Origin of the sequence: Butyrivibrio sp. NC2007, assembly GCF_000421405.1 — a bacterium.
Taxonomy (GTDB): Bacteria; Bacillota; Clostridia; order Lachnospirales; family Lachnospiraceae; genus Butyrivibrio.
Map to the genome: position 1 here is coordinate 306,722 of NZ_ATWY01000001.1, position 26,499 is coordinate 333,220.

General features: G+C 43.7%; 25 protein-coding genes. All 25 read right to left on the minus strand.

The genetic code is table 11. From position 1 onward, the window contains the following. Nucleotides 1–1,272, minus strand: a complete 1,272-nt coding sequence (gene flhF / locus G632_RS0101330; RefSeq protein ID WP_022767233.1) for a flagellar biosynthesis protein FlhF — start codon at nucleotides 1,270–1,272, stop codon at nucleotides 1–3. Nucleotide 1,273: 1 nt separating this feature from the next. Then, a complete protein-coding gene (gene flhA, locus G632_RS0101335; RefSeq protein WP_022767234.1) occupies nucleotides 1,274–3,331 on the minus strand; it encodes a flagellar biosynthesis protein FlhA in 2,058 nt (685 codons plus the stop codon). A gap of 36 nt (nucleotides 3,332–3,367) precedes the next feature. Next, nucleotides 3,368–4,516, minus strand: coding sequence for a flagellar biosynthesis protein FlhB (flhB, locus tag G632_RS0101340; RefSeq protein ID WP_022767235.1), 1,149 nt, complete (start codon nucleotides 4,514–4,516; stop codon nucleotides 3,368–3,370). After that, the gene (gene fliR / locus G632_RS0101345; RefSeq protein ID WP_022767236.1) at nucleotides 4,491–5,276 is read right to left on the minus strand and encodes a flagellar biosynthetic protein FliR; all 786 of its coding nucleotides are present in this window, start codon (nucleotides 5,274–5,276) and stop codon (nucleotides 4,491–4,493) included. Before fliR ends, flhB begins: the two co-directional genes overlap by 26 nt. 9 nt (nucleotides 5,277–5,285) lie before the next feature. Continuing rightward, nucleotides 5,286–5,558: a flagellar biosynthesis protein FliQ gene (gene fliQ, locus G632_RS0101350; RefSeq protein WP_022767237.1), complete on the minus strand. Its 273-nt coding sequence runs from the start codon at nucleotides 5,556–5,558 to the stop codon at nucleotides 5,286–5,288. 21 nt (nucleotides 5,559–5,579) lie between these two features. After that, entirely contained in the window at nucleotides 5,580–6,524 is a 945-nt protein-coding gene (gene fliP, locus G632_RS18470; protein WP_242826395.1) for a flagellar type III secretion system pore protein FliP, read from the minus strand. Continuing rightward, nucleotides 6,525–6,860 carry a flagellar biosynthetic protein FliO gene (locus G632_RS0101360; RefSeq protein ID WP_022767239.1) on the minus strand — a complete coding sequence of 112 codons (336 nt, stop codon included), beginning with the start codon at nucleotides 6,858–6,860 and terminating at the stop codon, nucleotides 6,525–6,527. Between the two features lie 16 nt (nucleotides 6,861–6,876). Continuing rightward, nucleotides 6,877–8,106 carry a flagellar motor switch phosphatase FliY gene (gene fliY, locus G632_RS0101365; RefSeq protein ID WP_022767240.1) on the minus strand — a complete coding sequence of 410 codons (1,230 nt, stop codon included), beginning with the start codon at nucleotides 8,104–8,106 and terminating at the stop codon, nucleotides 6,877–6,879. Nucleotides 8,107–8,110: 4 nt separating this feature from the next. Continuing rightward, complete coding sequence (gene fliM / locus G632_RS0101370) at nucleotides 8,111–9,094, minus strand: flagellar motor switch protein FliM (RefSeq protein WP_022767241.1); 984 nt, start codon at nucleotides 9,092–9,094, stop codon at nucleotides 8,111–8,113. A gap of 45 nt (nucleotides 9,095–9,139) precedes the next feature. Next, complete coding sequence (locus G632_RS0101375; protein ID WP_022767242.1) at nucleotides 9,140–9,682, minus strand: flagellar basal body-associated FliL family protein; 543 nt, start codon at nucleotides 9,680–9,682, stop codon at nucleotides 9,140–9,142. Between the two features lie 16 nt (nucleotides 9,683–9,698). Continuing rightward, the gene (locus G632_RS0101380; protein WP_022767243.1) at nucleotides 9,699–10,532 is read right to left on the minus strand and encodes an OmpA/MotB family protein; all 834 of its coding nucleotides are present in this window, start codon (nucleotides 10,530–10,532) and stop codon (nucleotides 9,699–9,701) included. Further along, nucleotides 10,532–11,335 (minus strand): motility protein A, encoded by an 804-nt coding sequence (locus G632_RS0101385; protein WP_022767244.1) that lies wholly within the window; start codon nucleotides 11,333–11,335, stop codon nucleotides 10,532–10,534. The genes G632_RS0101380 and G632_RS0101385 overlap by 1 nt, the downstream gene beginning before the upstream one ends. 33 nt (nucleotides 11,336–11,368) lie before the next feature. Next, entirely contained in the window at nucleotides 11,369–11,539 is a 171-nt protein-coding gene (locus G632_RS21625) for a flagellar FlbD family protein (protein WP_022767245.1), read from the minus strand. Nucleotides 11,540–11,922: 383 nt separating this feature from the next. Beyond that, nucleotides 11,923–14,991, minus strand: coding sequence for a flagellar hook-basal body complex protein (locus tag G632_RS20815; protein ID WP_022767246.1), 3,069 nt, complete (start codon nucleotides 14,989–14,991; stop codon nucleotides 11,923–11,925). Nucleotides 14,992–15,132: 141 nt separating this feature from the next. Further along, on the minus strand, nucleotides 15,133–15,558 hold the full coding sequence (locus G632_RS0101405) for a TIGR02530 family flagellar biosynthesis protein (RefSeq protein ID WP_022767248.1): 426 nt from the start codon (nucleotides 15,556–15,558) through the stop codon (nucleotides 15,133–15,135). 27 nt (nucleotides 15,559–15,585) lie between these two features. Beyond that, the gene (locus tag G632_RS20820; protein ID WP_022767249.1) at nucleotides 15,586–16,263 is read right to left on the minus strand and encodes a flagellar hook capping FlgD N-terminal domain-containing protein; all 678 of its coding nucleotides are present in this window, start codon (nucleotides 16,261–16,263) and stop codon (nucleotides 15,586–15,588) included. Nucleotides 16,264–16,289: 26 nt separating this feature from the next. Continuing rightward, entirely contained in the window at nucleotides 16,290–17,774 is a 1,485-nt protein-coding gene (locus G632_RS0101415) for a flagellar hook-length control protein FliK (RefSeq protein WP_022767250.1), read from the minus strand. A 155-nt stretch (nucleotides 17,775–17,929) separates the two neighbouring features. Next, entirely contained in the window at nucleotides 17,930–18,889 is a 960-nt protein-coding gene (locus tag G632_RS0101420) for a methyl-accepting chemotaxis protein (RefSeq protein ID WP_022767251.1), read from the minus strand. 17 nt (nucleotides 18,890–18,906) lie between these two features. Then, a complete protein-coding gene (locus G632_RS0101425; RefSeq protein WP_022767252.1) occupies nucleotides 18,907–19,965 on the minus strand; it encodes an FIST signal transduction protein in 1,059 nt (352 codons plus the stop codon). Nucleotides 19,966–20,131: 166 nt separating this feature from the next. Then, nucleotides 20,132–21,085, minus strand: coding sequence for a hypothetical protein (locus G632_RS18485; RefSeq protein WP_051154834.1), 954 nt, complete (start codon nucleotides 21,083–21,085; stop codon nucleotides 20,132–20,134). Next, the gene (locus tag G632_RS0101435; protein ID WP_026512313.1) at nucleotides 21,086–21,544 is read right to left on the minus strand and encodes a flagellar export protein FliJ; all 459 of its coding nucleotides are present in this window, start codon (nucleotides 21,542–21,544) and stop codon (nucleotides 21,086–21,088) included. Between the two features lie 11 nt (nucleotides 21,545–21,555). Continuing rightward, nucleotides 21,556–22,875, minus strand: coding sequence for a flagellar protein export ATPase FliI (gene fliI, locus G632_RS0101440; protein WP_330363316.1), 1,320 nt, complete (start codon nucleotides 22,873–22,875; stop codon nucleotides 21,556–21,558). 51 nt (nucleotides 22,876–22,926) lie between these two features. After that, nucleotides 22,927–23,802 carry a FliH/SctL family protein gene (locus G632_RS0101445; protein ID WP_022767254.1) on the minus strand — a complete coding sequence of 292 codons (876 nt, stop codon included), beginning with the start codon at nucleotides 23,800–23,802 and terminating at the stop codon, nucleotides 22,927–22,929. Beyond that, on the minus strand, nucleotides 23,795–24,826 hold the full coding sequence (gene fliG / locus G632_RS0101450; protein ID WP_022767255.1) for a flagellar motor switch protein FliG: 1,032 nt from the start codon (nucleotides 24,824–24,826) through the stop codon (nucleotides 23,795–23,797). The genes G632_RS0101445 and fliG overlap by 8 nt, the downstream gene beginning before the upstream one ends. A 27-nt stretch (nucleotides 24,827–24,853) precedes the next feature. Continuing rightward, nucleotides 24,854–26,473 carry a flagellar basal-body MS-ring/collar protein FliF gene (fliF, locus tag G632_RS0101455; RefSeq protein ID WP_022767256.1) on the minus strand — a complete coding sequence of 540 codons (1,620 nt, stop codon included), beginning with the start codon at nucleotides 26,471–26,473 and terminating at the stop codon, nucleotides 24,854–24,856. Nucleotides 26,474–26,499 lie beyond the last annotated feature (26 nt).

Below are 26,499 nucleotides of genomic sequence, written 5' to 3' on the forward strand. Positions count from 1 at the left end.
TTAACTCTTTCCACCCAATAGATTTTTAACGATTCTCTGAGCATCAAAAACAGCGATGTCATCCGGTACGTTCTGACCGTTAGTGATATAAGCAATAGGTGATCCGGTATGCATTCTGATATTGTAGAGATTCCCCTTTGCCCCGGTTTCATCCATCTTGGTAAAGATCAGCTTATATGCAACCATCTCTGAGTAAACATCGGCAATCTCAATGAGATCGCGGTACTTAGTGGTTGCTGAAAGAACGAGATAGTTCTCACAATCCATCTCTTCTTCCAGAACTCTGATAAAGCTCTCAACACTCTGCTTGAGCTCATCATTATGAAGCGAATGACCGGCTGTATCAACCATCAGATAGTCATAGTCTCTGAAGTCTTCAGCTGCCTGCTTCATCTCCTCAACTGAGTAGATTACCCTGAATGGAATCTCGAGGATTGATGCATATGTTCTTAGCTGTTCAGCAGCTGCAATCCTATAGGTATCAACCGTAAGAAGAGCCACCTTCTTGTGCTGCGTTACGCAAAGATCTGAAGCGAGCTTGGCAATTGTTGTGGTCTTGCCTACTCCGGTCGGTCCTATAAATATCTCAGCCATAGGTCCGTCATGATCCATCTTTATCGGTTCTGACTTACCAAACTTAAGCACCATCTTCTGATAAACATTAGAGAGTGCATAGTCAAAAGGCATGCCTGGCTTAGAAAGCTTCTCAACTTCGTCAGTGAGCTGATTTACATATATCTCATCAACTTCATTCTCAATAAGCGTGTTATACAGGAGCTTGATAAAAGACATTGTCTCATCCGAAATGTCTTCGTTTTTAGTGCTCTTTACCGGAGCCTCGTCCTTCTCCTTGTCGGCAGTCTTTGACTCCGCCTCTGTCCTTTCGGATTTGAGGAAGTTCTTTTCAAGAAGGTTACTTAAGTTATCGAGTTTCTCCTCAATGGCGCTGTTCTCATCCCTTATATCGGGAGTCTTGGCAGCTGTCATATTTGAAGAGGCAAGAATTGTATCCCTCTGTGCAGGGTCTTCTGCTGCAGCCACTTTTCTGGCAACCGGTCTTTGCTCCTTTTGAGGTGAAAAAGTTCTCTGTGGTCTCTCCGTCTCCTCCTCAAGTCCCACAGTCACCTCGATTTTCTGAGGCTGAAAAAGTGAAAAGAAACCTGTTTTCTTAACCGGCTTAACCGTCATGACAACGATGTTCGGTCCCAGTTCTCTCTTAGCTTCTTCCGTCGCCTCGCTTTCAGTTTTTCCAACATACTTTTTAATAATCATCTTATGCCGTTACCATCCCCACAGATTGTAGTTCGATTGTCGGTTCAACCTCGTTGTAAGAAATTACAATTAGATCCTTATAATAGTCCTGAGTCATCTTCTTAAAGTACATTCTGACTATCGGTGATGCCATGATTATCGCCATCTTACCGGCATCCTCAAGTCTTTTTATATTCTCCCCAACTGCAGTAAGAATAGACTTCGTACGGGCGGGATCAAGAGTAAGGAACGCGCCTGTCTCAGTCTGCTTGACGCTGCTCATTATCTCCTGTTCGATCTTAGGATCAAGAGTGAGGACACTTGTTGTCTCTCCCGCTGCAAAATATTTACTGGATATTGCTCTCTTAAGGCTCTGTCTTACATATTCAGTGAGAATGTCTGGATCGTGCGTTGAAGGAGCAAAATCAGCCAATGTTTCAAATATGGTTACAAGATCACGTATGGAGATGCCTTCGCTTAAGAGGTTCTGAAGAACCTTCTCAATTTCACCAAGGCTCATGAGCTTAGGCACAAGCTCGTCAACAAGAGCAGGATTGTTCTCCCTTAAGTTATCAACAAGGTTCTGTACATCCTGCCTTGTCATAAGCTCTGCGATGTGTTCTCTTATGATCTCTGTAAGGTGTGTAGCAATGATAGAAGGCGGATCAACAACCGTGTAGCCAAAGCTCTCAGCTCTTTCTCTCTGACCTTCCGTGATCCAGGTAGCAGGAAGATGGAAGGAAGGCTCAACAGTTGGAATACCTGTGATCTCCTCCTCGACATGACCGGGATTCATAGCCATATAATGGTCGAAAAGAATCTCTCCGTCGCTTACCTGTATACCTTTAATTTTAATTATATATTGATTGGGATTCAACTGAATATTATCCCTCAAACGGATAATGGGCACTACAGTACCAAGCTCTAAAGCGATCTGTCTTCTGATCATTACAACTCGGTCAAGAAGGTCTCCGCCCTGGTTAACATCCGCAAGTGGAATAATACCGTATCCAAATTCAAGCTCGATAGGATCAACCTGCAACAGGCTCGTGACATTCTCGGGCTGTCTGATCTCCTCAGCCTTCTGCTCCTCTTCAGTAGCAACTTCACCCTCTACGGCAACTTCCTCCATGGTCTGGCTAGCCACTCTTCCAAGAAGAATGAATGCAGCACCGAAGGTTACGTATAGCACTGTAGGAAGCGGTGATAAAATACCGAGTCCTGCTACAACGCCACCAACAAGGTATAGTATCTTGGAGGTTCCAAAGAGCTGGCCGATAAGAAGGTGTCCGAAATCCGCTTCCTTGGATCCCTTGGTTACCAGGATACCGGTTGACATAGAAATCATCAGTGAAGGGATTGATGATACAAGGCCGTCACCCATGGTAAGGATTGAGTAGGTATTAACAGCTGTGCCTACATCCATGCCCATTCTGATAACGCCCATGGCAATACCACCGATAAGGTTGGTTGCTGTGATGATAAGACCGGCTGTCGCATCTCCTTTTACGTACTTGGTAGCACCGTCCATAGCTCCGAAGAAGCTGGCCTCTTCCTGGATCTTGTCACGTCTTTGCTTGGCTTCTGCATCGGTTATTGCACCGGTGTTAAGGTCGGCGTCGATAGCCATCTGTTTACCGGGCATAGCGTCCAATGTGAAACGAGCTGATACTTCAGCTACACGCTCAGAACCTTTGTTGATTACCATGAGCTGAACAATGATCAAAATGATATAGATGATGGCACCTACAATAAGATCGCCGCCACCAACGAAAGATCCAAATACTTCAATAACTTCACCGGCACTGCCCTGTGTAAGAATAAGTCTCGTGGATGATACGTTAAGGGCAATTCTGAAGATTGTGGTGAACAAAAGGATTGTCGGGAAGAATGACATCTCCAAAACATCTTTTGCGAACATGGCCGTGAACATGATTACAAAGGAAAGCGACATATCGAAGGCCAAAAGAATGTCCAAAAGCCAGTCCGGAAGCGGAATAATGAGCATAACAATAGCGGCAACGATATAAAGTGCCAGACCATAGTCCATTACACGATTTTTAATCTTGGTAAGATCCATCATTATCCTCCTTCCGTCAGATTAGTCGTTTCCAGATCACACCTTGCCCTGTAAGTGATAAACGTAAGCCAGAACTTCAGCTACAGCCTTATAGAGCTCAGGCGGAACCATTTCACCAACCTCAACGTTTGCATAAAGCATTCGCGCAAGAGGCTTGTTCTCTACAATTTCAACTTTGTTATCCCTGGCAATCTCTTTTATCTTCTGAGCCAGATAATCAGCACCCTTAGCTACAACAACAGGTGCATCCGACTCCTCTGCATCGTATTTGATAGCAACAGCATAGTGAGTAGGGTTCGTGATGACAACGTCCGCCTGAGGGAGCTGTTGCATCATTCTTCTCCTTGATGCTTCCATCATTCGACGCTTCTGAGCGCCCTTAACCTGAGGATCTCCTTCAGAGTTCTTGTACTCATCCTTGACCTCTTTCTTGGTCATCATCATATCCTTATTGAACTTTCTCCTCTGATAGATGAGATCAATAAAGGCTATGACCATGTACGCCGCTGCTATTCTAAACCCAAGGTCAATGATCAGATTTCCCATAAGGCCTATTGCCTGCCCAAGGGGCATATCATATAAGAGGAAAAGAGATTCCGTCCTGCCTGTAAAAAACGAATATATAACCGCCGCCATTACCACAAGCTTAAGCAGTGACTTTCCAAGGTCAAAGAGCTTTCTTGCGGAAAAGATCTTTTTCATACCGCTGATTGGATTGAGCTTTGAAAGCTTTGGCTGGAGCGGCTTGGATGTAGGTTTAAATCCAACCTGAACAAGGTCGGACAAAAAAGCAATTATAAATGCGACTATAAAAAACGGTGCGCTTATAAGAAACATCGTCAGTATCGCATTGGTCAGAATGCTTCTGATGTAGGCAATAGGAAGCATTCCGTCGTAGGTTCTTGCCACATTGGGGATATTGTTATAAACCCTCTCAAACAACGTCTGAAAGTTAGTCCCCATAAATGGATAAATTACCCTGATAATGACAAATAGCGCAAGTAAAGTAAACGCAGTGGCTATTTCCTGACTCTTGGCCACCTGCCCTTCTTTTCTTGCGTCGTCGAGCTTTTTAGCAGTGGGCTGCTCGGTTTTTTCAGCACCGTTTGCATCCTCAGCAAAAAACTGCAGATTATATTTAATTAGTAAAGCTGAATCATCAGCCGCTCTGCATGCTGTAAACAAACTGCTGGATCATCTCCTTCATGTTGATAAAGATAAAATTCGAAGCATCAGAAAGCATTGTTACAGTAATAAACATGATCACTAGGCCAACAACTATCTTTATCTGTATACCCACAGAGAACATGTTCATCTGCGGTGAAACCTTCGCCAAAACTCCCAGGACCACATTGGTTATGAAAGTGATGATGAAGATTGGAAGGCAAATTCGAAAGCCGATCACAATATAGTTCTTCATAAATGCCAGCATTGTATTGAGCATTCTGTCTGAGTGGATCACTGCCCCGTTAATAGGAATCAGGGTAAAAGAGTCCACCAGCGCCTTTAAAATATACTGGTACATTCCCGTTATTATCAGTGCCAGTGTGAGGTACTGAGAATAAAGAGATCCTGTGATCGTGACCTGCTGGTTGGTCGCCGGGTCCATCATGGAAACCATGGAAAGACCTATCTGCATATCAACTACACTTCCGGCAAAGGCTGTGATCTGTTGACACATGGTAACGGCAAATCCAATAAGGAGCCCCACCATAGCCTCTTTTAACACGATCACTGTATAGCCTGCCACGGTATTGTAATCCGGAGGATAAAAAGGTACAGCCCCATACAAAAGTATCGAAAGCAAAAGCCCGTAGCCAACTTTAACGATATTTGGGGTCTGCCTTCCTCCAAAAAACGGACAAACAAAGATGAAGCTCATTATCCTTACGACGATCAAAAGATAAACTTCAAGATCGCCATAACTAAAGGTATGGTTAATCATCTATTGCTCCTAGCGTACATATTTCGAAAAGTCTGACCATAGATTTGTAATATAGCCTGATAGTTCAGTCAGCATCCAGTTTCCCATAAGCATTATCATAACAAATACTCCGATAACCTTGGGAACGAAGGTAAGTGTCTGTTCCTGGATGGATGTAACGGTCTGAAAAATGGATACTACAAGACCGATTATCATTGAAGTCAGAAGTACGGGAAGTGACATTCTTATTATCAGCATCAGGGCTTCTGAAACTATTTGGTTTATATCTGCCAGTGTGATCATGCCAATCTCCCTTCTTCTTTTTTAGTAGAACGATTTAACAAGGTTACCGATAATAAGACTCCATCCATCTGCCAATACGAATAGCAGTATCTTAAAGGGCAGCGATATTGTGGTCGGTGGCAGCATCATCATACCCATACTCATAAGTACCGATGCCACGACCATGTCGATTACGATAAACGGTATATATATCAGAAAGCCGATGATAAAGGCTGTTCTAAGCTCACTTACAATGAAGCTGGGAACAAGTACTACATTGGGAATGCTCTCCAGCTCTCCATCCCACTCTATGCCATCTATCTGCATAAAGAGTCTTACATCCTTTATCTGAGTCTGACCATACATGAACTGCCTGAAGGGCTTCATTACCTCAGTAAAGAACTCCTGCTGCTCCATTTCTCCGTTTTCAAAAGGAATAACAGCAGTGTTATAAGCCTCAGTTAAAGTGGGCTGCATAATAAACAGTGTCATAAATAAAGCTATACCGATCAGTACAATGTTCGGCGGCGAAGTCTGGGTACCTATGGCAGTCCTGGTGAAATGCAGTGCAACAATGATCCTGGTGAAGGATGTCATCATTACAACCAGAGTTGGCGCCAGTGAAATCAGCGTAAGTGTAATGAGGATCCTAAGTGATCCGTTGAGCATTCCGTTTCCGTTGTCATAGGTTACAGTAACGGTATTGGCGATATTTAATTTCTTCAGATCATCCGGAGTCTCTGCAGAACCCGGATCAGTGATATTGGTTCTCTCATCCTGCGTACCGGTAAGGTTTGTGTCGGTATCTACCGTAGGATCAGTGGGCGTAGTATCACTTATTATGTTTTCTGTAGCGTGAGAAGTCAGTGGAATCGAAAATGCCAAAAAGGAAAACATGGCAAGACAGGCAAGGGCTGATATCAGCCCTCTCCGTAAAAGAGATAATATTTGTTTGTCAAAAATCCCAGCTCCCCTGTTCTTACCCATTTACTTCTTTTTCTCACCCTTAATCTTTTCAAGTATCTCCTTGAAACTCAAATTATCTTCAGGATTATCTTCCTTGATGATCAGGTCCTCCTTGGATATTTCTCCCAAATTTGTGATCTCGTCTTTCCCTACACCGATAGCTACGTATTTCCCTCCGATGCGTACTATCTGAATATACTTCGTCGCAGATATTCTGGCAGTCTCAATGACTTCTATGTTACCTGTTGATGTCTTATCCTTCTGATAGCTTGCCATCCACTTGGTAAAAAAGTATGTGACAACCAAAACAGCCACGAAGATTACAAGCATAGATATAAGCTGTAAATATGAGTCCATAGTCTATGCTCCTATCTTATTGAACAATCTCAGTTACACGGACACCAAAGCTTTCTTCGATTACTACAACTTCGCCCTTGGCTACGAACTTTCCGTTTACAAGAACGTCAACGGGTTCACCGGCAACCTTATCAAGCTCAATGATGGTTCCCGGAGCAAAGTCAAGGATATCGGCGATAGGCTTAGCTGTTCTTCCGAGCTCAACTGTAACCTCCAAAGGCACATCCTTGATGATGCCGATATTCTCTCCGCCTGCCATAATAGTGGTTCCGCCTGCAAAGGTCTGGAACTGAGCGGGCTGAATATTCATGTTCATCATCTGAGGTGGCATCTGCATCTGAGGCATAGCCATCTGTGGCATTGCCATCTGAGGCATCGGTCCAGCAGTCATCATGGAAGGATCCATTGCAGGCATAGGCTGAGATGCAGCCTGTGGCATCGGCTCGGGTGCAGGCGCAGGTGCTGGAGCAGGTGCAGGTTCCGGCTCTGACGGCGTTGCATCTCCGGTAATAACGGTATCCTTAAGAGCTTTTGCAAAGTCGATAGGATACAACTGCATAAGAGTTGAATCAACCAGATCTCCGACCTGCATCTTGAAGGAAATCTTAACGAAAGTTCCTGTCAGGAATTCAGCGATATCTGAAGGATCGTCATTGATCATCTCCAAAAGCGTTGCCTGTGGCGGGCTGATATCAACCTTCTGATTGATCATTGTAGAAAGAGATGTGGCAGCAGCACCCATCATCTGGTTCATAGCCTCTGAAATAGCTGAAAGCTGCAGTTCACCGATCTCTCCCTCTGTATTGGTACCATCACCACCCATCATGAGGTCGGTGATTACCATAACGTCATGTTCTTTCAGAATAAGGATATTGGTGCCATCAAGACCTACTGTGTATCTGATCTGAATGAATACACAAGGCCTCTCATAATTACTGATAACATTTTCCCAATTGGCAAGTTCAACCTGAGGCGTTGTGATATTAACCTTCTGGTTTACAAGGGAATACAGCGTTGTAGCTGAAGATCCCATGCTGATATTGGCCACCTCACCAATGGCATCCTTCTCAGCATCATTCAGAAGTGATTCATCAATTCCACCTCCTGAAGGCGCTGCAGCTATATCTGCCGCTGCCTCCATCCCCGAATCAACAGGAGCATCTGCAGGTGCAGCATCGCCCCCGCCGGATGTATCCATACCGGCCAGCAAAGCATTAATTTCGTCCTGAGATAACATTCCATCCATGCTCCTACTCTTCCTCCTCTCTTACAACCGACGTAATACGTACGGCATATTTGTCTTTTGCAGTTCCGGGCAACGCCGTGAATTTATAGATGTTACCCACATATACCTGCATATCTGTATTAACTCTGTTATCAAGCCTTATAATGTCCCCGGCCTGTAAGTGTACAAAATCGTTTACCGATACATTGCACTTTCCAAGAACCGCTTTTACAGGTACATCCACATGTCTGACCATTGTTTCAAGATGATCCTGATAATCCTCTTCCGCATTCTTTTGCATAGTAGAGAACCAGAACTTGGTATTTAGCTTGTCCATGACGCTCTCTAATGTGAAATATGGAAGACAGACATTCATCAGACCCTCTGTATCACCGATCTTGATATTCAGTGTTACAATGGCGATCATATCTGTTGGTGATATTACCTGTGCAAACTGAGGATTGGTCTCAATTCTCTCCATTACCGGATTGATAGCCACAACGTTCTGCCAGGGTTCAACCATGAGCTGCATGCAGATGGTTACCAGCTTCTCTATAAGTGGCATCTCAATGTCAGTAAATGGCCTCGGTTTATCAAGGCCGTTTCCTTCACCCCCAAGCATTCTGTCTATGAAGGAAAAGCCTATATTGGCCTGAAGCTCCAGAATAATGGTTCCCTGTAATGGCAAGAAGCTGATCACTCCCAGAATAACAGGGTTACTAAGAGCGTTCGAAAACTCCGAATATGTAACCGTCTCTGAGTTGGCAACCGATACTGTAACGTTCTTGCGAAGATACAGGGGCAAGGTAGTGGATAACAGACGCCCATAGTGCTCGTAGATCATCTCCAGAGTACGAAGATGTTCCTTCGAGAACTTGGCCGGACGTTTGAAGTCATAATCTTTGACTTTCTTTTCGTCCGAGGCCTGCATCTGGTCCACATCAAGCTCACCGGTACTGAGTGCTGACAACAGGCTATCTATTTCGCTTTGTGACAGTACTTCACTCAATGTTTAGTCTCCTTAACAAAATCTCTTTTCATAAATACGTTTGGATCAAGAATAAAGAACGCTTGAGAAGCTTATATCATAGATGAAATTTGAATTAAACATAGCCTGTACGTTCTCAAGAATGCTCTCTCTTGCAACTGCATCCATTCCGCCCTGAAGTTCTTCCATTGTGTAACTTGCAAGTGTATTGGTTATCTCTGACTTAACAACTTCCTTTACATTTGCAAGATTCTCTTCTGTACCAAGGGTTGCATAATCAGCACTGGCCTTGTTCATTGAGAATACAACCTCAACTACCATATAATGTGCCTTGCCGTCTTCGCCGGGCTTTAAGGCAATTGTAAGTTTCTCATCTCCGGTAAATCCCCAGGTTGCCATATCCGTTACAGCAACAACTCCGGAAGCAGATCCGGAAAATCCGCCGCTGTTTCCGCCGTTTGCCTCAAGCTCAAGGGCAGCAGCTATGTCAGATATGAGCTTGGCAGTCTGCGAATTGGTGGTCATGACACTTAGCATCATAAAACCTGTCATACCGAGATTAACTACTAGAAGTGCAAGGATAATGATTGATAACAAATTCTTTTTCATGAGTGTCTCTCCTTGTTTAATATGAGCCGCTTAAAGGATTGTATATCTTTATCTCAACTCTTCTGTTTCGAGCTCTTCCTTCATCGGTTGTATTATCAGCTATCGGGTCATACTGACCTCTTCCGGTGTGTACGATCTTGGACGGGTCAAGCGTTGTGTTCTCTGTAAGATAATAGAAAACCGACAGTGCTCTTCCGGAACTCAGTTCATCATTGTTGGCGTATTTACCGCCGCCTGACATGGGAACATTATCCGTATGACCTTCAATATCGATGGTTCCACCTGCGTAGGACTCAAGGATCTGTCCCACCTTATCGATTACCGGAATCGCATCCTCTTTTATCTCAGTCTTACCTGAGTCAAACAAAATGGAACCCTGAATGGTCAGCTCTACATACTGACTGGTGTAGTTCAGCGATACCATATTGTCTATCTCGCCTTCTTCAAGTGCCTTTTCAATCTTCTCTGCAAGTTCGGCTGACGCTTCGAGCTGCTCTTCTTCCGCAGCTTCCATCAGTTCGTCCTGATCCATATCACCGACAGCCTTCTCATTTTCATCCGAGTCCTCACCCGACTGGGCAAGACCCATGGAAGTAACATAGGCTGAGAGCTGTGAGAGCTGTGATACACCGTCTCCTATAAGAGCTCCCTCTCCTATAGCCATTTCACCACCAGAAAATACACTGAATGCCTGGCTGAAGGATGCTGCAACTTCCTCGAACTTCGCTGCGTCCATATTAGCCATGGAGAAAAGCAAAACGAAGAAGCAAAGCAGAAGGTTCATCAGGTCTCCGAAGGTACCCTGCCACGCCGGCAAGCCGGGTTTTATTTCTTCTTGTTTTTTTGCCATTATTCTCCGCCTCCATCGCCGGAACCGTTCTCGGCTTCATAAGCAGATCTGTCAGCAGGTGACAGGAAGGATTTAAGCTTCTCTTCTGTAACACGTGGGTTTTCACCGGCCTGAATAGAGAGAAGTCCTTCAATAACAATACTCTTAACCATATATTCGGCATTACTTCTCGCCTTAAGCTTGTTCTCTGCAGGATAGCAGAACCAGTTGGCAAGAACCGATCCGTAGAATGTTGTAATGAGGGCAACCGCCATGGATGGTCCGATAGATGAAGGATCAGACATGTTCTGAAGCATAAGAACCAGTCCAAGGAGTGTTCCGATCATACCCCAGGAAGGACCCATACCTGCAACATCACCGAAGAAGGAATAGTTCTCTTTGTGACGCTCAGCCATGGCATCGATCTCAGCCTCTAAGATGCTCTTAACAAGCTCAGGCTCAGTACCGTCTACGATAAGCATTACGCCCTTTTTCATAAAGGCATCCTCAAGATTTCCGGCTGCTTCCTCAAGAGCAAGAAGACCTTCTTTTCTCGCAGTGTTAGACAGGTCGATAATGCTCTTTATGACAGACTTGGTATCATCTTTGGGCATTTTGAAAATAAGCGTGTATGATTTAAGTCCGCTGATAAAGCTGGGCAGACTTCTCGAACCAAGAACCGCCATGAACGCACCACCGAAGGTGATCATAGCTGAAGGAGCATCCAGGAAGTACTGAACACCCGAGATTCCGGCCGAGAACACGATACTCAGGATCATGAACAGGAAACATAGTCCTACACCAAGCAACGAAGCAATATCCACAACATTTCCTCCTTTGAGAATTTATTGTACGTATTAAGAATTGATTAGCTTGTATATTTCGTCTATATCTTCTTTAACCAGAACTTTCCTTCCGGACTGCAAAACAAGGACTGTGTCGGGGTTTCCCTCAACAGTCTCGATCATGTTTGGATTTATTAAGATCTTTCTTGTGTCCAGTTTGGTAAGTTCTATAATCCTACTCATAATTTCACGTTTTAGAATAATTTCACTCAAAAATGAAATTAATTTTCCATCTGCATTAATTTTACCACTCCATGAGCGCAAAATCAGCTGTTTTTGTTCACAATTTGGACATATTTGTTACTAAATTTCAATGTTGGGACTGAATAATGAAATATTATTCTAAGACATCCTTATCCCCCACCAACTCATCCTTGACATACCACAACATATATTAAGGCATAGTACTACATATTGTGGTATCAAAATCATTGTACCACTTTTCCATGTATAATACAGTATTAATTAAATAAAATTTTTCTTTACTAAATAAAAACAACCCCCTTGGAATGGACGTTTCCAAGGGGATCAGGATTTGATGGATTTAAAGGACCTGCCTGTTAGTATTATCTCTTAAGGTTTGTAAGCTCCTCAAGAAGTGTATCGGATACTGTGATGATACGGCTGTTTGCCTGGAATCCACGCTGTGTTGTGATCATCTCTGTGAACTCTCTTGAAAGGTCTACGTTTGACATTTCCAGAACACCGGTATTCATGTAGCCACCGTCAGTTGTGATATCCTGAATTGTTGCCTCACCTGAGTTAAGTGTTGATGAATAGAGGTTATCACCTTCCTTGGCAAGACCTGATGCATTAGCAAACTCTGCAGATGCGATCTGTCCAAGAAGCTTTGTCTGACCGTTTGAATATGTTGCAAATATCTGACCGTCTGTACTTACGTTTACACCGTTCATCTCACCAACCATACGACCTGTGTTAAGAGAAGACTTATCTCCCTTTACAGCCTTGATTGTTGATGATCCGCTGGTGTTGTAGTTTGTAACTGTTGAGAAGTCGATTGTAAGTCTTCCTCTCTCAGCCTCTTCATCAGCTGTTGTTGGCTGGAATCCGAAAGGCTCAAGGCCTTCAACGTTCTGGTCAAATACAAGGTTTACAAGACCGTTTGAATTGCCGTTAGCTGTTGTAAGTGATCCGTTTGCAGGGTTGAACTTCAGCTGGATTGACTGAGTTCCTGTTGTAAGTGTGATGCTGCCGTCATTGTTGAGGCTGTATGTAGCATCTGATCCAAATGCCTCTGCAACTTCATCTGTAATTCCATATACTGAGTTAAGAAGTCCTCTGTATGGTCCAGAAGATGACTGAAGAAGATCCTTAACCGATACGCTGTCGTTGCTGCTGTTTGGAAGGTTATCCCATGCTACTGTATCGTTTGTTGTAACATACTTAAGTGTTCCGTCAGCGTCAAGGCTTGCTGCGTAATCTGAGTTGGCAGGTGGAGTAAATGTTGTTGTCTGATAAATACTTGCTGTACCGTTTCCTGCAATGTTTACAAGAAGGTTTGTAGCATACTCTGATCTGTCAAGCCCGAATACATCCTGGAAGAGCTCATCGCTGAAGTCATTAACAGTTGCCTCATCACCTTTAAGTACATATGCTGAGAAATCTGTTGTATTAGTGTAAACACCACCAAGCTCCTGAGCTGTGTATGAAGGGAATGTATTCTCATCAGCATAGAAGGTCTTTGAGAATGGGCTGCCGTCGTATAATTTGTTTGCTGTATCAGGAATATATGTAGGATTTGTCTTGTAGAAAAGAACTCCTGCTGTTCCTGAGAGTGACTCAATCTTGAAGTTTGTGTACTTGTTAGCATCAGCGTTCATGTAATCAGCAAGCTCTGATATCTTTGCTGACTGAAGTGCTGCATCGTATGCTGCCTTCTCAGTATCGTTCAGACTTCCATCGCTATTAGTATCGTAGTCAGTTGTAGAACCATCAATTGTTATTGTAGTAGCTGTAGTCGCGATCTTAGTCTCAATCCTTCCTGTGCCTGTGCCAACCAGCATATCATGAAGAGCTACCTTCTGAGCATTATCGAGCATTGTGTATGTATATACTTCATCTTCATTGAAAGCTGTAACATCTGCGATCTGAGTAGATGTAGTAACCTGAGTAGTTCCTGTATCATCTGTCTTTGAGCCGTAAACCTTGAGGTTGCCATCTGTATATGTGTAGAAAAGAGTATCTGCATAGCTGTCTACTGCTGCTTCAAGTCCTTCGAAGTCCTCGTAGAACTTTGAAAGATATCCAACAGATGTTGCAGTCTCTGTTGCCTTTGTAACTGCAGGATCTCTGTAAATCTGGAATGAGTCATTGTTGGCTCCGTCAGCTGTGAATTTATACTGGAACTTAGATGTAAGGTAGCTGTCAAGCTCAGTAGGATTTACTCCAAAAACATTTGTAAGTGTTGTCTTGATAGCTGTTCCGATCTTGTCCATAGTACCTTCATTAGCATTAGGTACTACATAAGCCTTACCTGAATTGTCTTTATTTACGTAGTATGAGCTTGCATTTGTTGATGAATATGTGTATCCGTCAGGCTTACCTGATGCAAGTTCCTCATCGTATGTAATTGTAAGTACACCGTTCTCTGTGATTGTGTACTCGGATGTCTTTGAATATCCTTGTGTTCCACCTGCGATTGTTGCATCATCTATTCCGTAAACAGTCTTAAGAATTCCTGCGTATGATGCCTTGCTGCTCTCCATAAGGTCAGAAAGTGTACCTGTTGTAGGAACGCCTTCGTAAGCAGTTGCGCCTGCAAGAAGCTTAACTGTTGATGTTGTTGCGCCAACCTCAACTTCGTAAGCTTCATTTACGCCGTAGTCAAAGTTCTCTGTCTTGCCGAATGAAACACCCTTAAGAAGATCTGATCCGATGCTGTTTCCGTCAGAATCGATGATATCTGTGAGCTGAAGTGAGAAGATATTGTTGTTCTCAGCATCCTCAAGGTCTGTATCCTTAAGTGTGAACTTTCCTGTGTAGAGATATCCTCTGTTATCATAGAACTCAAGTGTGATGGTCTTTCCATCATCAGATGTTACGTTAGTATCTCTGTTATCGATATTTCCGGAGTAAAGACCTGCTGTTGTTGATGCAGGTGAATATGTGGTGTTGTCAGCGCTCATGATCTGAAGGCTTGAAAGTCCACCGTTTCTGTTGATTGTAATCGCTCCGGTCTCTTTATCTTCCTGAGCCACCCATCCCTGTACCAGGTATCCGTTTGACTGCATAGCAAGGTTTCCTGCGCCGTCAACGTAGAAAGAACCGTCTCTTGTGTAGAGGTTCTCTTTTCCGTTGTTAACAACGAAGAAGCTCTTACCTGTGATCATGATATCAAAAGGATTGTTTGTTGTCTGAGTTGCACCCTGAGACTCGATTGCGGTTGCAATAGCACCACTCTTGGCACCAAGACCGATCTGACGAGCATTAACACCACCCTTGGTTGCTGTTGCACCGGATGCTGTCTGGGTTGTCTGATACATAAGATCCGAGAATGTGATTGACTGTGACTTGAAAGAAGTTGTATTTACGTTAGCAATGTTGTTACCAAGAACGTCCATCTTGGTCTGATGTGTGCGAAGTCCTGCTACACCAGAATAAAGTGATCTCATCATAAGGCATTGTCCTCCATCAAATTAAAATAGCGATTTCGGACGAAGCTTTAGTTTTGCGGATAAACCCGGCAGTCTGTCCGGATTTAAAAGATTTCCTGGCAGGTCGGGTACGTCCACCCCTTATGACCTGCTTCGGTCCAATCATGCAATAACTGCTCCGTCGATGTTAGTGAATACGTTGTTCTTGTTTTCTGTCTGATCCATTGCTGTCACTACGGTGCTGCTGGGTACATTTACGATAAATGCCAGCTGATCAACCAGGATAAGTGAATCCTTGATGCCCTTCTCCATGGCTTCTTCTCTTCCATGCGAAAGTCTCTGCATCTGGTCCTGTGTAAGCTCGATGTTTCTCATGTTTAGTCTGTTCATGGCATGCTTCGAAAACTTAACAGCTCCTTCACTGTTAATATTATCGGCACCTTCTTTAATTTTATTTAGAACAGATGCAAAAGAATTTTCTCCTGTAGGCAAAGAATTATTTTCTTTGCCTACTTTAGGAGTTTTAGGATTCAAAAACTGATCCTGGACCTGTCCTATGGACATATACTGACGATCATCCATTATCATTTTTCTTTCCTCCAATAGTTTTTAGTATCAAGCCTTTTCGGTAAAGGTTCTGTGTGTATCTCCTCTGATGTCATCGATACGGTTTACATACTGAAGAAGTGCTGTAACGTAGTTCTTGTCCATCATGTTCTTAGCCCTCTCGTCCATGTTCTCAGTGTAGTACTGATACATAGTGTCGATCGTAAGACCGTGATCTTCTTCTGTAACCATTTCAAGGCTTGAAGGAAGCTTATCGATAGCCTTCTGGAAATCTTTAACAGCTTCCACAGCTGATGTGTAGTTGGGATCAAGAACCTGTGATACATCATCGATACTGTAGTTTGTTCCGTTGATGTTAAGGTATGCTTTATTTCCGCTGTAAGTAACAAAATCCACAGTACCTTCAACTTCGGTTGTCTTTCCGGTATCAGGATTGGTCTGGCTGACAACAACCGTCTTACCAACCATCTCGGATGCTCTTGAAAGCGACATAGCATTTGCCATGTTAGAGAGCTGCTCAACCTGTGTGAAGGTTGCGTACTGATTGATGTACTCGGTGTTTGAAGTAGGCTCTAAGGGATCCTGATACTTCATCTGAGCAACCAGGATCTGCATGAAAGCATCCTTGTCATAACCGGTAGGTGTTGTCTTGTTTGTGGTTTCGTTCTTTGCGTTAACCACTTCACCGTTCTTTATAATTGCATCTACTGAACTTATATCTGCCATAATGACCTCTTTTTCTTTGCCTTTAGTTATGCACTAAAGTCAACCATATTGCCATTTGCCGCCATCATCTGAAGCGCTATCTTTTCAGCATCGCTCTGAGCTTCAACTTCTTCGTCAGCTTCAAGTTCTGAGAGATTTATTCTTCTTAAGGATTTAACCTTTTTCTCAGCCTCTGCTTCACCGGAATGTCTATCATTTCCCTGCTCGAGGTTTTGTTCGAATCCATGGCTTGCAATTGTTACTTCGATTGATGTAACCTTTATGCCCTGCTCATCGAATTTCTGCTGAAGCTGAACCATCTGTGCTTCAACAGCCTCTTTTACAATCTGGTTCTGAGCTGTAAACTTAGCAACGATTCCGTCTTTACCACTGGTTAAAAGAATATTTACATTGCCAAGGCTTGCCGGATGGAGCGAAAGTTCCATGGAAGTCTCTTCATTTTTTGCTGAAATAGTTATCTTTTCAGTGATCTGTCTGATAATGTTCTCCATCTGCTCTCTGTCTGCGTAAGAAACCATATTTGAACCTTCTACGCCTGCAGCAGCATCTGCGATATTATTCATTACCTGATTGAAAAGATTTGATGACTCTGCGCCGTTTTGAAGAGAATTCTTATTTCCACCTTCTTTGGAACTGTTTGTGGTGATCTCTACCTTTTTCTCTTCAGCTATCGGCTGGTCTGTGAACGCCTCCGACTGTGGTGCATCAGTCTTTGTGTCCTTAACTGCGTTTGCGTTTGGATCAAAAGCAGGTACTGCCTGATCTACTTCGCTTTCGGTTACTTCAAGTCCCTCCTCAAGCATTTGCCTGAAGTTATCTTTTGCATTTGAAATGCCGGCCTGAAGTTCTTCCTCTGACAGATCGAACTCATTCATAAGTCCGTCCTTCATACTTTCTGCACCCTCCATGAGGTCCTGCAATGAAGTATATATGTCAGTGTCTGTTATTAGATCTATTGTCTCCTCCTGTCCGCTAAGCTGTGTGATCATCTGAGCTATGTTTGCGGGATTCAAAAGATCTACTGCCATGAGGCCAAGTACCTGCATCGCATTGACTACATCATCTTCTGTGATGCCAAGCTCATCTGCGAGCTGAGTCATAAGTTCTTTTCCTGCCTCATTTAAGGATTCCTGCAGCTTTGTGTCAGCTTCCGTGCCCTGTGTTTCGTTTGTCACTACTGTATCCTGGCTTTCTACCGTGCTCTTAACTTCCTGTGTCTGAGTGTTATCTGTCTGTACCTTGTCGGTTGAAACAGAAGAGGTATCAGCTTTTGTTGTCAGATCAGCACTTTTTGTCTGCTTTGAGTTATCAAGTGACTGATTAACCTGCTTGGAGACATCTGCGGTCTTGTTCTGGATCAGGCTGCCTGATACTTTGTTAAGTACCATGTCGAAACTTGCGCCTGCCGCTGTTTTTGTGTCTTTACCGGTGACATTTGAAACGTTTGTGGCTGCAGTGCCCTGTACAAAGTAAGCTGCCATAGCGCCTACTGCGTTATTTGCACTGCTCATCTAAACCCTCCTTCCATATTTTTTCTTTCGGGCATACATACTCTGCCCATAATCTTTCGTTAAATATATCGGAACATGTGTAAATAACTTTAGCTTTATAGGAAAATTTCTTTAAACAAAAAAGGGCGCTGATAAAAGCGCCCTCCATGGTCTGTTTATTTATCTTTAACTATCGGTGGTATCTGTGAGACAAGATTTTCAATGTGCTCAAATACGCTGCTCTTTGTCGTTCCCAGTGCATTTACTCTGTCAAGCTGTTCAACCAGGGCATCATACTTGTTATTGATCTCAGTGAAGCTGTTTCCGATTCTTCCAAGCTCATCGGAGGCTGTATCTGCAGTATCTGCAATCTCCTTCTGAACAGCATTTGCTCCATTCGCACTTTCAATAATGTCCTTGAAGGTATCCTTAGTCTCGTCAACTTCCTTAAGACTTCTGTCCATGGCATTTATTGAATTCTCCATGCTGACTGAAAGCTTTTCACTCTCCTGTCCGGCAGCATCAATTGAGGCATTAACCTGGCTGATCATAACCTTGATCTCATCCGCAAGTTCCCTTACCTCTGTTGCAACAACCGCAAAGCCTTTTCCGGCAGCTCCTGCTCTTGCAGCTTCAATCGAAGCATTAAGAGCAAGAAGATTTGTCTGTGTTGCGATACCAATGATCTTCTTCATATAATCAGAAATCTGATCAACCGCGCTCTTAAAGTTCTCGAATCCCTGAGCCATCTCATCAAAGCTTTCTCTTACTTCATTTGAACTGCTCTTTAATTCTTCAACCTTGTTCTGAGCGGTCTCAACACTGTTTAAGATATTGACCTTAACATCTTCAAATTTGGATGCGCTGTTATTAACAGCATCGAACATCTCATTGAAGGCATCCATCTGTTCGCGCAGCTGGGCGTTACTCTCAATGACAGACTCTACTGCCTCACCCATATCATGGATCTCCGTCAGGGAATTAAGCTCGTTTTGAACAAGCTCCTTCTGGAAGCTCTCAATGGAGTTTGCAATGTAGATCAGGGATTTTAATCTGTCACTGTCATCTCTTGCTGTCTCTTTGGCCTGGCTTGCTGCCACATCTTCGTTCTTTTTCTTGAAAATATCTGTAAGCATACTATCGTCTCTCCTTATTATTCAAATACAACACATGTCATTGTCTGATTAACAAATTGCGAATTGTAATGCTCACCAAATCCAATGAGCCCACAGGAAGTACCAAGAGTAGCAATCTTACCAAGATATTGGTTAAGCTCTCCTCTTTCCTTCAAAACCAGATATCTGAAGATACAGTTGACTGAGTATATTCCCGAAATCCTGTTAAAGTCATTTTTGATCTTGCTTATAGTTGTCTCGGCAACCTCCATCGGATCTCTCATCTCAAGAAGTGTTAAGATATCCGAGTCATTTATCTGTCTGTAACAGATAAGTCCGGATCCTGCTACATCCTTGATGGATACGATGCATACATCATTACCTATCATCTTTCCAAGAGGATTTTTGAAGGTCTGATTAATAATTTCCTTATCCGTTGAAGTATGCGTAAGCTCCATATAAACCTGTTTAGCGGAGCGTCCGTTAAGTTCACCGAGATAGTATTTTGCTCTATCCGTCTTAGAAGCAATAAGCTGAGTCTTATCCTTTGGTACGTAGATGTTCTCTTTATAAGTCTTAACCTTACCGCCTTCATTTCTGACAACAGCGTAAGTCATTCCATCAGTATAGATCTTTCCGTTACAGGAAACCTTACCTGCATCGCCGGTTGCTCCCATAACGTGAAGTCCGTATCTGTCGATAAGTCCTCTTATTGTAGTAAGAACTGCCGCATCATTACCTGTACAGAAATCAATGATTGCAGTGTTATCACTTCCGGGTCTGACCTTCTTTATATCAGCCTCAAGTCTTGCAATATCTCTTGCCGGCATAGTGGAGACTTTTTCCAATATACCTGTAGAAACAGTGACTCCTTCCGAAAATGCCATGACAGAAACACCGTTTTCAAGGATAGTCGAATCATATCCCATTCCGACACAGCCAATACTTGGAACACCTGGGAAAAGAGCTTCCACATCAGCTACAGCTTTCTCAAACCCATCAGCGCTGCTGGTGAAAACAATAAGCTGTGGCGAACGAAGTCCGTTCACAGCTTCCTTAACATTACCTGATGCATTCTTACCGTAAAACATTTTCATTAGGCTTATCTCCTTTTTATAAAATTTGACCCTAATTACAGTATAACGACTAAAAACCAATATTTTGTAAACGTAATTCTGAAATTTTTCTAAACCATATTCCGTGTATAATTATGCAAAAAAGAGTCCGCTGTTTTCCTACAGCAGACTCTAAAACGTCTTATAATTATCCAGTAACTTTTGTTGATTTTTGCTCAAGTGCATTGGGTTCAAGAAGCTGTGTGAGCTTGGCTGCATTTGCCTCTTCCATGGCAGCAAGTATATCGCCTCTGTTCTCAACAGACATCTGAGCCAGTATCTTTGCGACAAGCTGGATCTGATTCTCCGTTACCATCTCGTCAAAGATCTTCGCAGCGCTCTTTGCCTTCATGCCGGAATAGGTTGTGGCAAAAGCCTTTATTGCCGCGTCATCAACGCCGCCCTGAACAACCTTCTTGTATATCTCGGCAGCAGACTCAGGATCTATCTCCTCATAGTACTGCCTGTAGGTTTCCGCATCCGGAGCATTCTCTCCGTAAACTACCTCATTGTAGAACTTCTCTCGCTCTTCATAGAACTCTTTTTGCTGGAGTTCAAATGGTTCGAGTCTTGTTACTTCAGCCTTGAGTTTCTCGTTCTCAGCTGCAAGCGCACTGTTTTGCTCCATCTCAGATTGAAGCGCCTGCTCAAGTCTCTTTATGTAAGCCTGGGCATCCTCAATAGTTGTAATTGACCCGGTCTGGGCAGCATCACCTGTAACTTCAACTGCTGTCTGTGTATCTGCAGTGCTAGAAGTACTCTTCTCATAGGAGCCTTCCGGAAGAATCCAGTTTACATACGGAACATCCTTGAGTATTGGGGCAAGCACATCTGATCCAAAGCCTCCGACATCAAGCTTGACCAAAAGAACCATGATTGCAAGCCAGATAAGGATGATCAGAAAAGTTATGACCAAAGTAGCCAGTCCTCCGGCATTGTCACCGTTTATTTCGGCAGCTCTGTCGGCAAATTCTCTCTCCTGTTCCCTCTGGGCTTTTGCCTGCTCCTTCAGCTTTTTCTTATATTCTTTTTTATCAGCTTTTAGCTTGGCCTTGGCCGCTTTAGGGTCTTCCGGCGCGCGCAATAAATTATTATCAGCCATTTATTCCTCTTCCTTTTGTCGTTGTCCGTAAGTAAAGCTGGTTCGCTGATCGTTTTCTTTTGCTTCTTCCTGCTTCTGCTCCTCAAGATACTCTGCAAATGCCCGATCTCTTAAGGTTTCCTGCATCTTTCTCTCCTGAATGTTTCTTGTGAGTTTGACTCTCACCTTTTCAACCCTGTCCTCGTACTGCTTGATGACTCCTGCCTGGTGTTTTATCATTACATCCATTTGAGCAGTTGCATACTGGTTGTCCAAAATTTCCTGAAGCTTTAAGCTGTCTGCATTCCTTAGCTCTTCAGCTTCTTTTATGTAATTCTCTTTTCTCGTAACATATTCCTCAAGTATATCAATCTGCTTATTTAGTTCAGCCTGAGCCATGGCAAATTCCATCTTGGTCTGGTTTTCAGTCTGCTGCTTGATATTGAGGACGCTCTGCATTTTGTAGACAAATCTTGCCATAGCGTAGCCTTTTAATCTCTGAATATACTAAGTAACTGCTCTCTGATATCTTCAAAAGAGAATTTCTCATCCGTTTCCTGAGTGAGGAATGCATTTACCTGTTCTATCTTAGATACTGCGTAGTCAATGTTCTTGTTGGCTCCGCTTCTGTATGCACCGATATTGATAAGGTCTTCAGCATCGTTGTAGGTGGCAAGAACAGTTTTAAGCTTACCTGCAGCCTTTTTGTGCTCCGGATCAGCTATGGCTGACATACATCTTGAGATGCTCGCCAAAACATCGATTGCCGGGTAATGATTCTTTTGCGCCAGCTTTCTGTTTAGCACGATATGTCCATCCAGAATACCACGGGCTGTGTCGGTAATAGGCTCATTCATGTCATCACCGTCTACAAGAACGGTATAAAGACCTGTTATAGAACCCTTTCTTGACCTTCCTGCCCTTTCAAGGAGCTTGGGCATCTCAGCATATACTGACGGCGGGTATCCTCTTGAAACAGGAGGCTCTCCGCTGGCAAGACCGATTTCTCTCTGAGCCATGGAAAAACGGGTTAGCGAGTCCATCATAAGGAGCACGTCTTTTCCCTTGTCTCTGAAATACTCTGCAATTGATGTTGCTGTCTTAGCAGCCTTTAATCTCTCAAGAGCCGGCTTGTCAGAGGTTGCGCAGACAACAATGGACCTCTTCATACCTTCTTCGCCCATGTCTCTTTCTATGAACTCGCGAACCTCTCTTCCACGCTCTCCGATAAGAGCGATGACGTTGATATCCGCCTGAGTATTTCTTGCAAACATTCCAAGAAGTGTTGACTTACCAACACCTGAACCTGCGAATATACCGATACGCTGTCCCTTACCTACGGTAAGAAGTCCGTCAACAGCCTTAACGCCCAGTGGAAGGACTTCTGATATCGGGTCTCTGGTCATCGGATCCGGCGGCTGATTCTCAACGGAATAGGCTACTCCACCCTCAAGCTGTACGCCCTGGCCATAGTTGGTTCCATCGATCCTGCCAAGACCGTCAAGAGTTTGTCCAAGAAGTCCCTCACCAACGTTAACTCTAAGAGGCGAATCCGTATTTTCTACAATACTGCCATTTCCGATTCCGCTGGTATTCTCATAGGGCATCAGCTGGACATGTCCGTCCTTAAAGCCGACAACCTCAGCCATTGATGGCTTGACCACATGATCTGTCATTGCATCATCATTCTTTTTCTTGGGATAGATAAGACATATATCTCCAAGCTTGGCATCAGGTCCCGCCGATTCTATGGTAAGTCCAATGACATTGACCACTTTCCCTCTTGTTCGGTAAAATGGTGCATTTTGCATTTTTTTGTATTTTGACAAATCAACCGAACTTACAAGCATAATCTTCCGCCTTTATCTTCGCTTTCTGTCAAAAGAAAGAAGCTTGAGCTTTCTTGTTATCTCTGAGAGCTCAACACCGAGACTGCAGTCGAATACTCCGCTGTCTGATTCGATCATGCACTCATTCTCCTTAAGAAGAGGATCCTCTATTATCTCCATAGATGTATTGGGAGATGTTATGCAGGCATCCAGCTCCTCTTTCTGTTCCATGATATCGTCATAATCATCAGACGAAATATGGACGATCAGGTCGTTTCCGGGCTCAATCCTCGAAAGTGTAGTTTTTAAAAGATGAAGGATGATTCCCTTATCTTCTCTAAGTTCAATGTTAAATACATGCTCATAAATCTGGGTAAGAATATCAACCATTTCAGGCTCGAGCTCATCAACTATCTGCTGATATTGCTTCTCCAAATCTTCTTTTTGCTGCTCATAGTCAGCCTGAAGAGCCTGTGCTGCTGCTACGCCTTCCTGATAGCCTGCGTCATATCCTTCCTGATGCCCCTGCTGCTGGGCCGTCTGCATGATCTCCTGAGCCTGGGCATGGGCATTATTAACTATCATATCTGCCTGTTCCTGGGCCTGTTGGAGCTTTAGGTCGATCTCAGCCTGCATCGCTTCCATATCAAATTGAGGATCAGGAACTGATTCTAACATGCTCTGATCCTCTGTAAGTTGCGATAGCTGTTCCATATCTATGCCGGGGATAAAATCATCTCCCTCAGCAGTATCATAGGAGGGCTCTTCCTGAAGCATCTGAGCCCTTTGCCTCTTCATTTCCTGTTCCTGAAAAGCTTCTATTTTACGATTTGCAAGCTCGTTACTGTCGATGATCCTCGCTTCAGATTGATCGTAGCTGACGTAGCCTGCTTTAAAAAGATTAGACAACTAACTCATCACCTCCACCTCTGGAGATTACGATCTCGCCTGAATCCTCAAGCTTCCTGATAACGTTGACGATCTTCTGCTGAGCTTCCTCAACATCCTTCATACGCACAGGGCCCATGAAATCCATATCTTCCTTGATCATAGCAGCAAGACGCTTTGAGAGGTTGTTGAAGATTGCGTTCTGAACCTGCTCTGTAGCACTCTTGCAGGCAAGAGCAAGGTCAGAGTTCTCAACCTCACGCAGCACTCTCTGAATAGATCTGTCGTCCAGAAGAAGTACGTCTTCGAATACGAACATCTTCTTTCTGATCTCGTCTGCCAGCTCCGGCTCTTCGATTTCCAGAGTCTCCATAATATGCTTCTCTGTTGTACGATCGACAGTGTTGAGGATCTCTACTACCGCATCTACACCACCGATGATCGTGTAATCCTGGTTTACAAGTGATGACAGCTTTGATTCCAATACCTTCTCTACCTCTTTGATCGTATCCGGACTTGTTCTGTCCATAGCAGCTATACGTTTTGCAACATCAGCCTGTCTGTCAGGCGCCAGTGCCGACAAAATCATAGCACTCTGGGCAGGCGACATATATGACAGGATAAGGGCGATTGTCTGAGGATGCTCGTCCTGAATGAATGTAAGTATCTGCGAAGGCTCGGTCTTTCTGATGAATTCGAAAGGCTTAACCTGAAGAGATGCAGTGAGCTTACTGATAACGTCAAGAGCCTTGTCTTCACCAAGAGCTTTCTCAAGAAGCTCTTTTGCATAGGAGATACCACCTTCTGCAATATACTGCTGTGCAAGACATACTCCGTAGAATTCCTCTAAAACTGCCTCTTTTATCTGAGAGGTGACACTTCTCGTGTTGGCAATCTCCAGAGTAAGCTCCTCAATTTCTTCTTCCTTGAGATGCTTAAATATGGCGGAGGATTTTTCCGGTCCGAGTGCAATCAGTAAAATCGCCGCTTTTTGTGTCCCCGTAAAGTCTGCGGTTAAGGGATTGCCGCCTTCCATGTCCATCATAGTTTCATTACTCCCCTGTAAAAATAATTAAATGAAGTCTTCGTTGAGCCAGTTCCTAAGAAGCGTAGCTGCTGCTTCAGGATTCTCATCCACAAACTTCTCAATAAGTCTCTTGGTCTCAGATCCCTGATCCATCTCGATATCGGTAAGTACCTCTTCTGGCTGTGACTCCAGAAGCTGTTCAACAGAAAGCTCTTCCGGCTGCTCCGGAACTTCTTCTGTCTTCTTGCTGGTCCACATGCTTCTGATGATGATAAATGCCAGAAGTGCAAGGATAACCAGAATAAGTACGATCTGAAGAATATCGGTTACTGTGACAGCACTTCCTGTTCTGTCAAAGAATACATATTCGGTATAGGCAGCCATAGCAACATTCTCTGCCTTGATACCTGTGGCCTTTGATACCACGTTGATCATATCTTCAGGAACTTCCATGACGGTTGGCTCAGTATTGCCGGCCTTAAACTCGCTCCAGGTCATGTTCTCATGATCTGCAGCCTTATAATCCTCTTCCTTCATAATGGAATAGTTGATCGCCGTCACGGAAATTGATGACTCATCATATTTGATCCTACCCGGCACATCCGTCTCTGTCGTGATCTTCTCATTAGGAAGATAATCCCTTGACTCCTCTGTAATTGATGATGTTGAGTTGGTGTTGTCCTGTGTTACGTATGTAGTCTCATCCTCTGCATTGGTGTCAGTTCCGGGTATTCCACTGATTCCGCTGACATTCTCAGCATTGTAGGTATCTTCGTGGCTAAGAACACCCTGAGTCTGGTCTTCAGCAGGTGTATAAGTATGTGTCGTTGTCTCTTTGTTGCTGAAATCCATTACCAGATTGCTGGCAACCTCAATGTTGTCATAGAGCTTGGTTCCCAGAAGGACCTTTTTAACCTCGCCCTTTACAAGCTGCTCGGCCTTGGCCTTGGCAGTAAGCTGTGTTGATGCAAGGCCTGCTGTTGTTGTATCCTCTCCTCCGGAAAAGAGCATGTTGCCTCCGGTATCAAGAATAACAATATTATCGGTATTCTCGTTTCCTACAGCTGATGCAACGGCTCTGGCAAGATATGCAGCATTCTCTTCATCAAACTTACCATCTTCCTTGAGAGTAAGAAGAATCCAGGCATGAGCCTGTTCCTTGTTACCTATAAGTGTTCCGTCATCGTCTGGAATGTTCAGCTGAACATTGGCTGCTTCTATAGCATCAAACTTGGCAAGAAAGTCCTGTTCAAGTCTTGATTCAAGATAAAGGACATACTTCTTTTGCTTATCTGATTCTGTTGTTGAAAAGCTTCCGTTGGTAACATTATCGATGCTGTAGGCATAGGACTGAATGTCGTTTGCTCCCAGCAAAAGATTGGCTGATGCCTGATCCTTTTTAAGTACCTTAAACTCAAGACCGTCATCTGAAATCTTGTAGTTTATGGAATTAGAATCAAGAAGGTCTCTGATTTCAGAAGCCTCCTTAGTAGATTGGGCGTTAGCCAATAGAATATATTGCGGCTGGTTAAGTACGGACACCAAAATAATGATGGTCAATAGTACAACCGTGCTGGCACCTATGATCAAGGTCTTTTGCCTGGCTGTAAATTGGTTCCACCAGTCGAGAATTCTCTGCCAAATAGCTCTTAGTCTCTCAGGCATTTATTCTCCCTCCCCTCTATAAAACA

Coding starts and splice junctions, on each gene's coding strand:
- flhF (WP_022767233.1), bottom strand. CDS start 1,272: ATGATTATTAAAAAGTATGTTGGAAAAACTGAAAGCGAGGCGACGGAA.
- flhA (WP_022767234.1), bottom strand. CDS start 3,331: ATGGATCTTACCAAGATTAAAAATCGTGTAATGGACTATGGTCTGGCA.
- fliR (WP_022767236.1), bottom strand. CDS start 5,276: ATGATTAACCATACCTTTAGTTATGGCGATCTTGAAGTTTATCTTTTG.
- fliQ (WP_022767237.1), bottom strand. CDS start 5,558: ATGATCACACTGGCAGATATAAACCAAATAGTTTCAGAAGCCCTGATG.
- fliP (WP_242826395.1), bottom strand. CDS start 6,524: ATGGGTAAGAACAGGGGAGCTGGGATTTTTGACAAACAAATATTATCT.
- G632_RS0101360 (WP_022767239.1), bottom strand. CDS start 6,860: ATGGACTCATATTTACAGCTTATATCTATGCTTGTAATCTTCGTGGCT.
- fliY (WP_022767240.1), bottom strand. CDS start 8,106: ATGGATGGAATGTTATCTCAGGACGAAATTAATGCTTTGCTGGCCGGT.
- G632_RS0101375 (WP_022767242.1), bottom strand. CDS start 9,682: ATGAAAAAGAATTTGTTATCAATCATTATCCTTGCACTTCTAGTAGTT.
- G632_RS0101380 (WP_022767243.1), bottom strand. CDS start 10,532: ATGGCAAAAAAACAAGAAGAAATAAAACCCGGCTTGCCGGCGTGGCAG.
- G632_RS21625 (WP_022767245.1), bottom strand. CDS start 11,539: ATGAGTAGGATTATAGAACTTACCAAACTGGACACAAGAAAGATCTTA.
- G632_RS20815 (WP_022767246.1), bottom strand. CDS start 14,991: ATGATGAGATCACTTTATTCTGGTGTAGCAGGACTTCGCACACATCAG.
- G632_RS0101405 (WP_022767248.1), bottom strand. CDS start 15,558: ATGATAATGGATGATCGTCAGTATATGTCCATAGGACAGGTCCAGGAT.
- G632_RS20820 (WP_022767249.1), bottom strand. CDS start 16,263: ATGGCAGATATAAGTTCAGTAGATGCAATTATAAAGAACGGTGAAGTG.
- G632_RS0101415 (WP_022767250.1), bottom strand. CDS start 17,774: ATGAGCAGTGCAAATAACGCAGTAGGCGCTATGGCAGCTTACTTTGTA.
- G632_RS0101420 (WP_022767251.1), bottom strand. CDS start 18,889: ATGCTTACAGATATTTTCAAGAAAAAGAACGAAGATGTGGCAGCAAGC.
- G632_RS0101425 (WP_022767252.1), bottom strand. CDS start 19,965: ATGAAAATGTTTTACGGTAAGAATGCATCAGGTAATGTTAAGGAAGCT.
- G632_RS18485 (WP_051154834.1), bottom strand. CDS start 21,085: ATGGCTGATAATAATTTATTGCGCGCGCCGGAAGACCCTAAAGCGGCC.
- G632_RS0101435 (WP_026512313.1), bottom strand. CDS start 21,544: ATGGCAAGATTTGTCTACAAAATGCAGAGCGTCCTCAATATCAAGCAG.
- fliI (WP_330363316.1), bottom strand. CDS start 22,875: ATGCAAAATGCACCATTTTACCGAACAAGAGGGAAAGTGGTCAATGTC.
- fliG (WP_022767255.1), bottom strand. CDS start 24,826: ATGATGGACATGGAAGGCGGCAATCCCTTAACCGCAGACTTTACGGGG.
- fliF (WP_022767256.1), bottom strand. CDS start 26,473: ATGCCTGAGAGACTAAGAGCTATTTGGCAGAGAATTCTCGACTGGTGG.